Origin of the sequence: Luteitalea sp. (assembly GCA_009377605.1) — a bacterium.
GTDB lineage: Bacteria > Acidobacteriota > Vicinamibacteria > Vicinamibacterales > Vicinamibacteraceae > WHTT01.
On the sequence record WHTT01000007.1, the window covers coordinates 103,431 to 116,174 of the forward strand.

Sequence of the window (12,744 nt, forward strand, 5' to 3'; positions counted from 1 at the left end):
CGCCTTCTTACGACGTTTACTGCTACCCGTGACCCCTTGAGCCCTTGATCCCTTGATCCCTGCGATTGAACATCTTGACGGTGAGCATCCCCGCGGCGAAGCCACCAGTGTGCGCCCAGAACGCCACACCGCCCACATCCTGCGCGCGAACGGACGCGAGCGTGCCGACGCCAACGAGTAGTTGGTACAGAAACCACAGGCCAAGTAGGATCACGGCCGGGATCTCGACAAACGTGACGAAGACGAACAGTGGCACGAGCGTGAGCACGCGCGCGCGTGGGAACAGAACCAAATACGCGCCCAGGACACCCGAGATTGCACCGCTCGCGCCCACCATTGGAATGAGCGAGTCTGGCTTGATGATCGTCTGGACGAGCGCCGCCATCGTGCCGCACAACAGATAGAACACGATGAAGCGAACATGCCCTATCCGGTCTTCGACGTTGTCGCCGAAGATCCAAAGGTACAACATATTGCCGAACAGGTGTGCAAGCCCACCGTGCACGAACATCGACGTGAGCAACGATTCGATGGTGAAATATTGCGGTACCAGGCCGTAACGGTGGAGAAACAGCTCCCCGGTGGGCGAGTCGAGGCTCGGTGTGACGAAGTACACGAGCACGTTGGCGGCTAGAATCGTCCAGGTCACCCACGGCGTCGTTTGAGTGGGGATGAGGTCCCGGATCGGGATCATTTGCTCATTGTATGCAAAAAGGAAATCGGCCCTCGTGCAGGTAGGCTGCGTGTCATGACGGGGGCGCCAGACGGAGGGGCAATCGCAATGCGGAGGGTGTGTGTGTTTTGTGGGTCGAGCAGAGGTCAGCGGCCCCGCCATGCCGCATCGGCTCGTCAACTGGCGCAGGCGCTGATCGCACGCGAGCTTGGACTGGTCTACGGGGGCGCACACGTGGGCCTCATGGGTGAGCTCTGCGATGCAATGCTTGCCGCTGGAGGCGAGGTCATCGGGGTGATTCCACAGACGCTCGTCGATCGCGAAGTGGCTCACACGGGCATCGCCGACCTGCGGATCGTCGAAGGCATGCACGCGCGGAAGGCGCTCATGGCGGAGCTCGCCGACGCCTTTCTCGCGTTGCCCGGCGGCATCGGCACGCTCGAGGAGCTATTCGAGGTGTGGACATGGTTCACCCTCGATCTGCATCGGAAGCCATGCGGACTGGCGGACGTCGATGGCTTCTATCGGCCGCTCGTCGACTTCCTCGACCATGCGGTCGTCGAGGGATTCGTACGGCAGGAGACGCGTGCGACGCTGCTGGTCGACGAGGACATCGAGCGGTTGCTCGATCGGCTCGTTGCGGCCATGCCACCAAGTGAGGGTGCTCAAGCGGGCGTGGCAATGGATCAGCTCTAGGTAGGGCCGCCTCGCCGAGGCATCCTCCTCTCAGCATCGTATGTATGTTCTGTAAGAATTGCGGTACGGAAATTGCCGACAAGGCGCTCATTTGCTACAAGTGTGGCCGTGCCACGTTCGAAGCGCAGCGTCAGCCGCCCTTGCCTCGAGCGAGGCTCGGCCCGCTGCTCTCGGTGCTCGCGCTGATAGCGCTCGTCCTCGCCGCGTTGTTCCTCGGCGCGACACAGACCGATGAGGTGCCTTGGTGGGTGCCGTGGGTCATCGGAGGCATAGCCTTCCTTCTGCTGCTCTGGCGCGCAGCGCGGTGGCGGAAATGACGACCAGCTCACGCGTCTACGATTGGAACGCCGTCGACGATGCCAGCGGGACGTTGCCCGTGTTGCTGGACGATGAGACGCTGCGCGATGGGTTGCAGTCGCCGTCGATCGAGACCCCTGCTATCGAGAAGAGGATCGAGATCTTGCGGCTCATGGAGTCGCTCGGCATCGAGTGTGCGGATATCGGTTTTCCAGCTGCCAGCGAACGAGCCGCCAGGGATACCGAGCGAATCGCACGCGAAATCGTGACTGCCGGCATGCGCATCCAGCCGAATTGCGCGGCGCGCACCGTCGTGGGCGACATCCGACCGATCGTGGAGATCTCACAGCGCGTGGGCACTCCGATCGAGGTCGCCGCCTTCATCGGCTCCAGTCCCATTCGTCAGTTCGTGGAGGATTGGACCATCGACGATCTCGAGCAGCGGACGGAGGCGGCCGTGTCCTTCGCCGTCCGCGAGCGCCTACCAATCTTTCTGGTCACAGAGGACACGACGCGGGCCGAGCCGCAGAGCCTTCGCCGGATCTATGGTGCCGCGCTGCGAGCCGGCGCTCGTCGCGTCTGCGTTGCGGACACCGTCGGTCACGCAACACCCGAGGGCGCGCGTGCAGTCGTGCGGTTCGTGCGGACGATTATCGACGAGTGTGGCGTCGACGCGGGCATTGACTGGCACGGTCACGACGACCGAGGACTGGCGGTTGCCAACTCGCTGGCCGCCATCGACGCGGGTGCCACGCGGGTGCACGCGACCGCCCTTGGCATTGGCGAGCGCGTGGGCAACACGCCGATGGAGCTGCTCCTCGTCAATCTCGTGCTCCTCGGTTACATGGACCGTGATCTGACCGACCTCCATCGGTACTGCGCCGCGGTGTCGGAGGTCTGCGAGCGGCCCATCCCGGTCAACTACCCGATCTTCGGCCGTGATGCGTTCCGGACGGCCACCGGCGTGCACGCGGCCGCCATCATCAAGGCCTTCCGCAAGGGCGCCCCGGAGCTCGCAGACGCGATCTATTCGAGCGTGCCCGCTCATCTCGTCGGCCGAGAGCAGGAGATTGAGATTGGTCCCATGTCGGGCCGTTCCAACATCGTCTATTGGTTGGAGCACCGAGGTGTCGACGTGCAGGACACGCTCGTGGATCACATCTTCACCGCGGCCAAGCAGGCGTCGAGGGTGCTGCGCGAAGACGAGGTCTGGGTGCTGGTAAGTGATCAAGGGATCAAGGGGTCGAGGGACCAAGGGACCCCTTGACCCCTTCGTCGCCCTGCCCCAGACGCTCCTACCTTTCTCCAATGCGCACATAGTCGCGCGGTGAAGAGCCGACGTAGATCTGCCGCGGCCGGGCGATCTTCTGTTCCGAGTCCCCCAGCATCTCCTCCCACTGTGCGAGCCAGCCGGCGGTGCGGGGAATCGCGAAGAGCACGGAGAACATCTCGAGGGGGAAGCCCATCGCCTGATAGATCAGTCCAGAGTAGAAGTCGACGTTCGGATAGAGCTTGCGGCTGACGAAATAATCGTCCTCGAGCGCGATCCGCTCGAGCTCGAGGGCGATGTCGAGCAACGGGTTCTTCCCCGTCACCTCGAACACCTCGTCGGCTGTTTGCTTGATGATCTTCGCGCGCGGGTCGTACGACTTGTAGACGCGGTGGCCAAAGCCCATGAGCCGTGTATCGCCTGCCTTCACTCGCTTGATGAAGTCTGGCACGTTGGCCACTGATCCGATCTGTTCCAGCATGCGCACGACCGCTTCATTCGCGCCGCCGTGCAAGGGGCCGTACAGTGCCGCCGCAGCGCCCGCCATCGCCGAGTACGGGTCCGCTTGCGAGCTGCCGATGCTCCGCATCGCGTTCGTGCTGCAGTTCTGTTCATGATCGGCGTGCAAGATGAACAAGACATCGAGCGCATGCTCCAGCACGGGATTCGGTTGATACTTCGCCTCCGCCATCTTGAACAGCATGTTCAAGAAGTTGCCGGTGAAGCTCAAGTCGTTGTCCGGATACACATAGAAGCGCCCAGTCATGTGGCGGTAGGCGTAGGCCGCAATGCTCGGCGTCTTGGCGATGAGCCGTCGGATATGAGTCTGACGTAAGCCCTGGTCGAAGATCTGTTTGGCGTCGGGATAGAAAGTCGAGAGCGCGCCGACCGTGCTCAGAAACACGCCCATCGGATGCGCGTTGTAGCGAAACGCCCGCATGAGCTGCTTGATGTTCTCGTGGAGCATCGTGTGCAGCGTGACTTCCCGCGTCCAGGCCCCCAGCTGCTTCGCGGTCGGAAGTTCGCCATGGAGGAGCACGTACGCTGTTTCGAGATAAGTGCTGTGCTCCGCGAGCTGCGCGATCGGATAGCCGCGGTACATCAGCACGCCGCGCTCGCCGTCGATGAACGTCACGGCACTGCGGCACGACGCGGTGTTCTGAAGCGCCGGGTCGTAGGTCATCATGCCGAAATCGTTCTCGTCCACCTTGATCTGACGAAGATCCATCGCGCGGACGGTCCCATCGGCGACGGGGATCTCATACTGCTTGCCGGTGCGGTTGTCGGTGATGGTCAGCGTGTTGGGCATACGTGCTCTGCGCTCCAGCGGCGGACGAGGAACTTGCTGGGGATCGTCGACCCGGGGGCGATCCAATCACTTCCAGTCGGATCGTCAGTCGGAGGCCTCGCCAGTCTCGTCCTCGTCTGGGATCAGCGCGGCCTCCGGATCTTCGGCCGAGTCGGGGGGCTCCGGGTCGGGGATCCGGTAGCTGCCGTCAAGCCAGCGGGAGAGATCCAGCCGTTTGCAGCGCTCGCTACAGAACGGCCGCCACCGCTCGCTCACGGGCTGCCGGCGACAGTATACACAGACCGGCATCCCTCTATTGTACTTACGCTGTCAGGGATCTAGGGATCTAGGGATCTAGGGATCGAGGGATCGAGGGATCGAGGGATCGAGGGATCTAGGGGGCAAGGGAATGCGGGCGACATGCGAGTCTCCCGCCCCGAGAGCCGTTAGCCGGAATGCTCAAGTTACCCCTGGATCCCTTGGGCCCTAGATCCCTCGATCCCTGACTATTCGCGCTCGCCCGCGTGGTGTCGCACGTCCTGCGCCGAGACCATGAAGATGACGTCTTCGGCAATATTCGTGGCGTGATCGCCGATGCGCTCCAAGTGACGCGAAATGAGGATGAGGTCGAGCGCCGGCTCGATCGTGCGCGGATCCTGCAGCATGTAGGTCAGCAGCTCGCGGAACACCTGCGTCTTGAGGGCGTCCAGCTTGTCGTCTTCGTTGAGCACGTGCCGCGCCAGCTCGAGGTCGCGCCGGACGTACGCGTCGAGCGCATCGCGCAGCATCGCCTGCGCGATGGTGGCCATCCGTGGGATATCGATGAGCTCCTTCACCGGCGGGTGGAGCAGGTAGCGCTGCGCCGCCTCGGCAATGTTGACCGCGAGATCGCCGACGCGCTCGAGGTCGGTATTGATCTTGACCGCTCCGACGATCCCGCGCAGGTCGACGGCCATCGGCTGGTGAAGCGCGAGCATCTTGAAACAGCGATCGTCGATCTCCATGTGGAGCTCGTTCACTGGCTCGTCGCTGGTGCGAATCTTCTCCACCTGCGCGACGTCACGGTCGACGACGGCTTCGATGACGTGACGGACACGCTCCTCCGCCAACCCCCCCATGACGAGCAACCGTTCCTTGAGGTGCTCGAGCGATTCGTGGAGTTGCGATACGACGCGTTCGACTGGTTCCATGGGTGCAGACGATGGGTCCATCGGTGACATGGTAACGAAGCTTCGTCTCAGCCGAAGCGCCCGGTCACGTAGTCTTCCGTGAGCTGTTCCCGTGGCGCCGTGAAGATGCGCTCGGTACGGTCGAACTCGACGAGCCGCCCGAGCCAGAAGAACGCCGTGAAATCGGAGATGCGCGCCGCCTGCTGCATATTGTGTGTGACGATGACGATCGTGTAGTCGCGTTTGAGCTGGTGCACGAGCTCCTCGATGCGCTGCGTGGCGATCGGGTCGAGCGCCGATGCCGGCTCGTCCATCAACACGATGTCCGGCTTGACCGCCAGCGCTCTGGCGATGCACAAGCGTTGTTGTTGGCCGCCGGAGAGGGCGAGCGCCGACTCTTGCAGGCGGTCCTTGACCTCGTCCCACAGCGCCGCCGCGCGCAAGCTGCTCTCGACCAGATCATCGAGCTGTCCCCGACTCGTGATCATGCCGTTGATACGCGGGCCATACGCGACGTTGTCGTACACCGACTTCGGGAAGGGGTTCGACTTCTGGAACACCATCCCGATGCGCCGACGCAAGCCGACGACATCGATGTCGCGGCCGTAGATGTCGACGCCGTCCACCTCGACGGTGCCCTCGACTCGTGCGCCAGGAATGATGTCGTTCATCCGGTTCAGCGTGCGCAGGAACGTGCTCTTGCCGCAGCCGGACGGCCCGATGAACGCTGTCACGAGACGCTCAGGGATGCGCATGTCGATGGCATGCAGCACGTGAGCGTCGCCATAGTAGAAGTTCAGGCTGCGCGCCTCGATCTTCGCGTTCAAGGCAGCCGGATCCGCCTGAGGTCCGGCCGCATCCGCGGCTCCAGGCGACAAGGAAGCCGGGCGGGGCGAGAGTGACGGCAGCGACGGCGCATTGGGCGTCATCACATCCTCTGACTTCGATAACGATCGCGCAGCAAGATGGCTGCGGCGTTCAGCGACAGTAACAACACGAGCAGTACCAGGATACCCCCGGCTGCGTTCACGAGAAAAGCGGATTGCGGACGCGAGACCCAATTGAAGATCTGGATCGGGAGCACCGTGAATGGCGACCAGATACTATCCGGGACGAACGGCACATAGGTCAGCGCGCCAATCGTGATGAGCGGCGCCGTTTCGCCGATGGCACGCGACACCGCCAGGATGACGCCCGTCAAGATGCCCGGTGCGGCAACCGGCAGCACCTGATTCCAGATCGTCTGCCACCTGGTGGCGCCGAGCGCGTAGGAGCCCTCGCGCAGCGAGACCGGAACCGCCCTCAACGCCTCCCGCGTAGAGAGAATCACGATTGGTAGCAGCAGGAGCGCCAGCGTGCACGCACCGGCAAGTAGGCTCTGGCCCATGGCGAGCGCGCGCACGAAGAGGCCCAGCCCCAGCAGGCCGTAGATGATCGACGGCACCGCAGCAAGATTCGAGATGTTGAGCTCGATGAACCGCGCGACGCGCCCCTGTGTCGAGTACTCCTCCAGGTAGATCGCCGCACCGACGCCCACCGGCAGCGCAATGGCAATGGTGAGGAGGATGAGATAGAGGCTCCCGACCAGGGCCGGCAGCAAACCGGCGTCCGCGGCCCGCCGCGACGGATAGCCAACGAGAAACTGCCACGAGACCCGTCCGGCGCCGTCGAGGAAGACGTCGACCAGGAGCACCGCGAGGGCCAGGAGCGCTAGTCCGAGGACGAACAGGCCAGCGAAGGCCAGCGCCTTGTCGCTGAGCCGACGCGTGCGCGTGGCGCTCCGCGGCATCTCCATCAGCGATACACCTCACGGTAGCGGCCCCGCAGCCAGGTGCTGAAGAGGTTCAGCCCAAAGGTGCCGAGGAACAGCAGCATGCCAACGGCAAAGATCGTCCGGTACTCGATTGTGCCCGTCGGTGTGTCGCCGAGGCTCACCTGGACGATGAACGCGGTCATGGTCTCGACCGGCACCAGCGGATTTGCGGTGAGCCGCGGCTGCTGGCCCGCCGCAATCGCGACGATCATGGTCTCGCCAACGGCGCGGGACACCGCCAGGATCGCGGCAGCCGAGATACCGGAGAGCGCGGCCGGTAGCACGACGGTCAGCGATGTTTGGGCTTTGGTCGCGCCAAGCGCGTACGAGGCTTCGCGTAAGCCGCTCGGGACGCTGTGCAGCGCATCTTCGCTCAACGAAGAGACGAGCGGCAGGATCATGATGCCCATCACGATGCCCGGGCTGAGCGCGTTGAAGCCGGCGAGCTGTGGCAGAAAGGATTGGAGCAGCGGCGTGACGAACAGCAACGCGAAGTAGCCGTAGACCACCGTGGGCACACCTGCGAGCACTTCGAGGACGGGCTTGACGGCCCGCCGCGTGCCCGGCGACGCATATTCACTCAAGTACACCGCGCTCAGCAGCCCCGCCGGCAGCGCCACGGCCATGGCGATGGCCGAGACCAGCACGGTCCCTGCAACGAGCGGCAGCACGCCAAACCGCTTGTTGAAGAAGAGCGGGGTCCACGTCGTGCCGAACAGGAACTCCGTCACCGCCACTTCGCGGAAGAACCCTATCGTCTCGAACAAGAGCACGCCAATGATGCCGAGGGTCACGAACACCGAGAGCGCCGCACAGGCGAAGAGGGCTCGCTCGATCACCGTCTCGAAGCGTTGGCGGAACCGTCTGGTCATACGGCTAGTGGGAGACGATCGGCAGGCTGGCTATCGCGGCATCAACGCTCAGAAGATTACCGTAGCGCAGGCCTTTGGAGCCTGTGAAGAATTCCTCGTAGTAGCGCAGTAGCGCAGGCCTTTAGGCCTGCCAACGCCGCAATGGCGCAGGCCTTTAGGCCTGCCAACGCCGCAATGGCGCAGGCCTTTAGGCCTGCCAACGCCGCAATGCGCAGGCCTTTAGGCCTGCCGACGCCGCAATGGGCAGGCCTGAAGGCCTGCGCTACTGGTCAGCGTATAGCTCCTCTAATGGCTTCTTGGCGTCGCCTCCCTCTGCGGTGAAGACGGTGCCGGTCTTGCGCGTCTTGAAGCGCTGATTGACAAGAGCCTGTAACTCGTCGTTCAGCCGCACATAGCCGACCTCCGAGACCAGGGTGGGGCCCTGCCGCAAATAGAAGTCGATGAATTGATCGACTTCCGGCCGGTCGAGGCTTGCCACATTCACGTAGATGAACACTGGTCGAGAGAGCGGAGTATAAGTGCCGTTGCGGACGCTCTCCTGTGACGGTAGAACCGCAGCGCTGGTATCGTCCCCATTGGCAATCGGAACCGCCTTGAGCCGCTCCCTGTTCTCTTCGTAGTACGCGTACCCAAAGAAGCCGAGGGCCAGTTGATCGCCGGCCACGCCTTGCACGAGCACGTTGTCGTCCTCGCTGGACGTGAAGTCGCCTCGGCTGGCATCCTCCGTGCCGACGACGGCTTCGGTGAAGTAGTCGAATGTTCCCGAGTCGACGCCGGGGCCGAACAGGTGCACTTCCTGATCCGGCCACCCCTCGCGGATCTGACTCCACCGCGTCACCTTGCCCTCGGCCTCCGGCTCCCACAGCTTCTTGAGCTCCGCGACTGTCATCGACGAGGCCCACGTGTTCTTGGGATTCACCACGACGGTGATGCCGTCGTAGGCAACGGGGAGCTCGATGAACTCGATCTGCTGGGAGCGGCACGCGTCGATCTCGGTCTGGCGAATAGAGCGGGAGGCGTTGGAGATGTCCAGTTCGCCGCGACAGAACCGCTGAAACCCACCGCCGCTCCCTGAAATTCCAACGGTCACGCGTGTGCCAGACTGCTCACGCTGGAACTCTTCGGCGACCGCCTCGGTGATGGGGTAGACGGTGCTCGAGCCATCGATCTGGACGGCCTGGTACGAGCCGCACCCGACCGTGCTCATGGTGGCCAACGCCAGAGCCGCCGCAGCGTCGGCAGGACGAAGCGCACTTCGCATAGGCCCAACAGTAATCGGCGTGGATTTCACACGGGTTTCGCGGCTGTAAATTTCGTGTAAACGGCCGGAGATCGGTCGTTCACGCTCCGCGGCGCTTCTGCTCGCTGCTCGCCGTGACTTCGAACCTCACTGCCCCCCCGGTCACTTCCCGCTCGAACGGCTTACGATGCCGGTTGGCGGCCCAGAGCTCGAGCTCTGCGTCGCCCTGAGCACGCAGGCGGATCACGCACTCGCCATCACGCTCGACCACCCGCAGATCCCGGACGATGTGGGCGTGGCTCCGGTCGAGACCTTCGGCCAACCGGAGGCAAGCCGCCAAGACACGGACTGCTTTGCGGGTGTCCGCCGGAAGCTGTCCGAAGCCATCGTGCGACTTCTTCGGTGTGGCCTGGCGGTGATATCGCGCGACGAGGCCCACGACTTCGATCTCCTCCGGATCGAACCCGCGGAGATCGCCGTTGCGAATCAAATACTGCGAGTGCTTGTGGTGCGCCTTGTAGCTGATGTGCCCGCCTATATCGTGGAGCAACGCCCCGAAGTCGAGCCACTCGCGCTCGCGCATCGAGAGCCCGTGCCGCTGGCGGGTCTGGTCGAAGAGACGCAGCGCAAGATACGAGACGTGGCGCGCATGATCAGTCCAGGCTTGACATCGGTCGGCGAGCTCCACGACGCTCCGCCGCCGCACGTCCGGGTAGTGCTCGATGCTGGCAATCTGGCGGGGGTTCCGCCGAATATAGTCGAGGATCAGCCCTTCGCGCAGCGCCAGATCGCAGAGCGTGATCTCGTCGCCATCTAGCTCGCCTAGCAGCGTGTCGAGCAGGACGGCGCCGGCGACGGCAAGATCGGCGCGTCGGGGATCGAGCCCAGGCACCTGGAGCCGTTCCTCGAGATCGAGTGACACGAGCTGCTTGCGCACGCGGCGGATGGCCTTGGCGCTGACCCGCAGGTTCCGGAGGTCGCTCGGCGCCGTGCCTGTCGTCTCCATGGCCCCGAGCGTCCCGAGGCTGAGGATGGTGCCGGAGGTGCCGATGACGCGCCCGAACCCGCGCTCTCGCGCTCGCGCGATGAACGCGCCTGTTTGTTCCTTGACGTACCGGGCGATGCGGCGCTCGTCTCGCCGGCTCAGAGGGTCGCTCCGGACGAAGCGCTCCGTCAGCCGGATGACGCCTATCTTGAAGCTGCGCGCGAGCCGCACGCGTGTGGCGGAGCCGTGGGTCACCTCGACGCTGCCGCCGCCGATGTCGATGACGATGGCTGGACCCCGCCCGACGCCAGTGCCATAGGCGGCTGCGCGATGAATGAGATGGGCTTCCTCCGTGCCGGAGATGACCCGAACGCGAATTCCTGTCTCGGCGGCGACGCGCCGAAGGAACAGCGCTCCGTTATTGGCTTCCCGCACGGCGCTGGTTGCCGTGGCGATAATCTCATCCACCTCGCGCGAGTCGGCGAGCCGGCGAAACTTGGCGAGCGCCTGCAACGCTGCGGTCGTGGCGGCTGGCGCAAGAGATCGCCCATCGAGACCGCCCGCGCCCAGCCGCACCATCTCTTTCTCCCGGTCGACGACCTCGAACGAGAGGTCAGGGCGGACACGGACGACGATCATATGGACCGAGTTCGTGCCAATATCGATTGCCGCAATACGCATACGCAGGGTCGATTGTAGAGGGAAAACGGGATTAAGATCTTGGGATGCGCGAGAGGCGGACGCCGGTGGCGGTGGTGGAGCGTCGGTTGCGGGTCCTGGATCGGCGCCTGCCGGACGCCATCGCGGGCGACGTCGAGGGCATCCATCAAGCGCGTGTGGCGTCACGTCGCCTGCGTGAAGCGGTCCCGGTCATGGCGGCTGGCCTGAGCGGCGTCGGGCAGCACAAGCTCGAGCGCCGCCTGCGACGCGTGACCCGAGCGTTGGGCCCGGTGCGCGAGCTCGACGTGGTGCTTGCAGATGTGACCGTGCTGTGTGAACGCTGGCCCCAGACACGCTCGGCATGCGTCGCGCTCCAGCAGCGGCTTCGGGCCAAACGGCATCGTCTCCTCATCGATGCGCGAGGTCGGTTGTCCGGACAAAGGCTGCGGCGGCTGCGCGAGCACGTCGGGACGCTCATGGACCGGCTGAGGGCCGCGGGAGACGAGGGCTGGACCGACGCCTTGGCAGTACACTTGACACGCCAGGCGGAAGGGCTCGTGGCAGCCGTCGATGCAGCGGGTGCGTTGTACGCGGTCGAGGCGCTCCACGCAGTGCGTATTGCGTGCAAGCGGCTGCGCTACGCCTTGGAGCTCGCCGACGAGACCGGGGCCGCGGCCGTGAGCCGGCTGCTTGGTCGTCTCAAGGGCATGCAGGACATCTTGGGCCGGCTGCACGACCTCGACGTGCTCGCGTCGTACGCGCGCGAGCTCGAAATCGAGCGGAAGGGGCAGTCTGAGCTCGACGCCGCATTGAGCCAGCTCGTGCTCGAGGTGACACGCGAGTGTCGGCTCCTGCACGCGCAATATGTTCACCGCGCCCAAGCGCTGATCCGGCTGGCCGGCGAGGTCAGCTCCCGCGTTGCGTTGCGAGCGGCTCAAGGCGTGAAAGGATAGCGATGGTAGGGCGCGTCAGCCTCCCGCGCCGTCACGGCCGCCTCGGCGAGGCGGCCCTACCTAGATCTCAGAACTCAGAACTCAGAACTCAAAACTCACAGTGTCCATCGAGCTATATCTGATTCGACACGCCATTGCCGAGCAGCGGGGACCGGCGTGGCCAGACGATAGTAAGCGCCCGTTGACCGACGAAGGTATCGCCCGAATGCGCCGCATCGTCGGTGGCCTCGGCGTGCTGGGCGTCGTGGTGGATGTCATCTTCTCGAGTCCCTATCGCCGGGCTCGTCAGACAGCGGATCTGATTGCAGAAGGCCTCTCGCCACGCCCGCCGGTCGTGGAGGTGCCGGAGCTCGAGCCGAGCCGGCGCATCGGCGACATGCTCGCCGCCCTGCCCGTCCGTCCACGTCACCGCAGTATTGCCCTGGTTGGCCACGAGCCGTCGATGGGGGAGCTTGCAGCCCGGCTGTTGAAGGCGCACGAAGCTGTCCCGTTCAAGAAAGGTGCAATCTGCTGTATCGAAGTGACGGCGCTTCCTCCTTCCACGCCAGGAACCCTCCGCTGGTTTGCGACCCCGAAGATTTTGCGGAAACTCGGCGACTCGTAACGATCAAGGGATCGAGGGATCAAGGGATCGAGGGATCAAGGGATCGAGGGATCTAGGGCGCGGCAGGTTCGAGCGGACGAGGCCGCTTCGGACCAGGCAGGCGAGGTGGACCATGACCTGAGTCCTCCGAGTTACCTCCCTTGACCCCTTGATCCCTTGACCCCTTGATCCCTTGACCCCTTGATCCCTTGACCCCTTGACCCCTTGACCCCTTGACCCCTTGA

14 protein-coding genes are annotated in these 12,744 nt (G+C 64.2%); 5 read left to right on the top strand and 9 right to left on the bottom strand.

The genetic code is table 11. The annotated features are described in order from the left end of the window. Positions 1-22: 22 nt before the first annotated feature. Positions 23-694, bottom strand: coding sequence for a rhomboid family intramembrane serine protease (locus GEV06_03905; protein ID MPZ17047.1), 672 nt, complete (start codon positions 692-694; stop codon positions 23-25). An 87-nt stretch (positions 695-781) separates the two neighbouring features. On the opposite strand from GEV06_03905, the gene GEV06_03910 reads away from it, so the two are divergent. The 3 genes from GEV06_03910 to GEV06_03920 are packed head-to-tail and all read left to right on the top strand — an operon-like array spanning position 782 to position 2,933. Continuing rightward, positions 782-1,369, top strand: a complete 588-nt coding sequence (locus tag GEV06_03910) for a TIGR00730 family Rossman fold protein (protein MPZ17048.1) — start codon at positions 782-784, stop codon at positions 1,367-1,369. 44 nt (positions 1,370-1,413) lie between these two features. Continuing rightward, the gene (locus GEV06_03915) at positions 1,414-1,686 is read left to right on the top strand and encodes a zinc-ribbon domain-containing protein (GenBank protein MPZ17049.1); all 273 of its coding nucleotides are present in this window, start codon (positions 1,414-1,416) and stop codon (positions 1,684-1,686) included. After that, the gene (locus GEV06_03920) at positions 1,683-2,933 is read left to right on the top strand and encodes a 2-isopropylmalate synthase (protein MPZ17050.1); all 1,251 of its coding nucleotides are present in this window, start codon (positions 1,683-1,685) and stop codon (positions 2,931-2,933) included. The genes GEV06_03915 and GEV06_03920 overlap by 4 nt, the downstream gene beginning before the upstream one ends. Positions 2,934-2,961: 28 nt before the next feature. On the opposite strand, the gene GEV06_03925 is transcribed toward GEV06_03920, so the two are convergent. The 8 genes from GEV06_03925 to GEV06_03960 all read right to left on the bottom strand — a co-directional run bounded on the left by GEV06_03925 (position 2,962) and on the right by GEV06_03960 (position 10,984). Then, positions 2,962-4,245 carry a citrate synthase gene (locus GEV06_03925; GenBank protein ID MPZ17051.1) on the bottom strand — a complete coding sequence of 428 codons (1,284 nt, stop codon included), beginning with the start codon at positions 4,243-4,245 and terminating at the stop codon, positions 2,962-2,964. Between the two features lie 84 nt (positions 4,246-4,329). Next, positions 4,330-4,533 carry a DNA gyrase inhibitor YacG gene (gene yacG, locus GEV06_03930; GenBank protein ID MPZ17052.1) on the bottom strand — a complete coding sequence of 68 codons (204 nt, stop codon included), beginning with the start codon at positions 4,531-4,533 and terminating at the stop codon, positions 4,330-4,332. Positions 4,534-4,730: 197 nt separating this feature from the next. Continuing rightward, on the bottom strand, positions 4,731-5,414 hold the full coding sequence (phoU, locus tag GEV06_03935; GenBank protein ID MPZ17053.1) for a phosphate signaling complex protein PhoU: 684 nt from the start codon (positions 5,412-5,414) through the stop codon (positions 4,731-4,733). Between the two features lie 47 nt (positions 5,415-5,461). Beyond that, positions 5,462-6,322, bottom strand: a complete 861-nt coding sequence (locus GEV06_03940) for a phosphate ABC transporter ATP-binding protein (protein MPZ17054.1) — start codon at positions 6,320-6,322, stop codon at positions 5,462-5,464. Continuing rightward, positions 6,322-7,188 carry a phosphate ABC transporter permease PstA gene (gene pstA, locus GEV06_03945; GenBank protein MPZ17055.1) on the bottom strand — a complete coding sequence of 289 codons (867 nt, stop codon included), beginning with the start codon at positions 7,186-7,188 and terminating at the stop codon, positions 6,322-6,324. The genes GEV06_03940 and pstA overlap by 1 nt, the downstream gene beginning before the upstream one ends. Continuing rightward, positions 7,188-8,078 carry a phosphate ABC transporter permease subunit PstC gene (pstC, locus tag GEV06_03950; GenBank protein ID MPZ17056.1) on the bottom strand — a complete coding sequence of 297 codons (891 nt, stop codon included), beginning with the start codon at positions 8,076-8,078 and terminating at the stop codon, positions 7,188-7,190. Before pstC ends, pstA begins: the two co-directional genes overlap by 1 nt. A gap of 262 nt (positions 8,079-8,340) precedes the next feature. After that, positions 8,341-9,339 (bottom strand): phosphate ABC transporter substrate-binding protein PstS family protein, encoded by a 999-nt coding sequence (gene pstS / locus GEV06_03955; GenBank protein MPZ17057.1) that lies wholly within the window; start codon positions 9,337-9,339, stop codon positions 8,341-8,343. 79 nt (positions 9,340-9,418) lie between these two features. Next, positions 9,419-10,984 carry an HD domain-containing protein gene (locus GEV06_03960; protein ID MPZ17058.1) on the bottom strand — a complete coding sequence of 522 codons (1,566 nt, stop codon included), beginning with the start codon at positions 10,982-10,984 and terminating at the stop codon, positions 9,419-9,421. A gap of 44 nt (positions 10,985-11,028) precedes the next feature. On the opposite strand from GEV06_03960, the gene GEV06_03965 reads away from it, so the two are divergent. Both GEV06_03965 and sixA read left to right on the top strand, forming a co-directional pair. Beyond that, positions 11,029-11,916, top strand: coding sequence for a CHAD domain-containing protein (locus GEV06_03965; protein MPZ17059.1), 888 nt, complete (start codon positions 11,029-11,031; stop codon positions 11,914-11,916). A gap of 64 nt (positions 11,917-11,980) precedes the next feature. Next, complete coding sequence (sixA, locus tag GEV06_03970; protein ID MPZ17060.1) at positions 11,981-12,520, top strand: phosphohistidine phosphatase SixA; 540 nt, start codon at positions 11,981-11,983, stop codon at positions 12,518-12,520. Positions 12,521-12,744: the final 224 nt, after the last annotated feature.

Coding starts and splice junctions, on each gene's coding strand:
- GEV06_03905 (MPZ17047.1), bottom strand. CDS start 694: ATGATCCCGATCCGGGACCTCATCCCCACTCAAACGACGCCGTGGGTG.
- GEV06_03910 (MPZ17048.1), top strand. CDS start 782: ATGCGGAGGGTGTGTGTGTTTTGTGGGTCGAGCAGAGGTCAGCGGCCC.
- GEV06_03915 (MPZ17049.1), top strand. CDS start 1,414: ATGTTCTGTAAGAATTGCGGTACGGAAATTGCCGACAAGGCGCTCATT.
- GEV06_03920 (MPZ17050.1), top strand. CDS start 1,683: ATGACGACCAGCTCACGCGTCTACGATTGGAACGCCGTCGACGATGCC.
- GEV06_03925 (MPZ17051.1), bottom strand. CDS start 4,245: ATGCCCAACACGCTGACCATCACCGACAACCGCACCGGCAAGCAGTAT.
- yacG (MPZ17052.1), bottom strand. CDS start 4,533: ATGCCGGTCTGTGTATACTGTCGCCGGCAGCCCGTGAGCGAGCGGTGG.
- phoU (MPZ17053.1), bottom strand. CDS start 5,414: ATGGAACCAGTCGAACGCGTCGTATCGCAACTCCACGAATCGCTCGAG.
- GEV06_03940 (MPZ17054.1), bottom strand. CDS start 6,322: ATGACGCCCAATGCGCCGTCGCTGCCGTCACTCTCGCCCCGCCCGGCT.
- pstA (MPZ17055.1), bottom strand. CDS start 7,188: ATGGAGATGCCGCGGAGCGCCACGCGCACGCGTCGGCTCAGCGACAAG.
- pstC (MPZ17056.1), bottom strand. CDS start 8,078: ATGACCAGACGGTTCCGCCAACGCTTCGAGACGGTGATCGAGCGAGCC.
- pstS (MPZ17057.1), bottom strand. CDS start 9,339: ATGCGAAGTGCGCTTCGTCCTGCCGACGCTGCGGCGGCTCTGGCGTTG.
- GEV06_03960 (MPZ17058.1), bottom strand. CDS start 10,984: ATGCGTATTGCGGCAATCGATATTGGCACGAACTCGGTCCATATGATC.
- GEV06_03965 (MPZ17059.1), top strand. CDS start 11,029: ATGCGCGAGAGGCGGACGCCGGTGGCGGTGGTGGAGCGTCGGTTGCGG.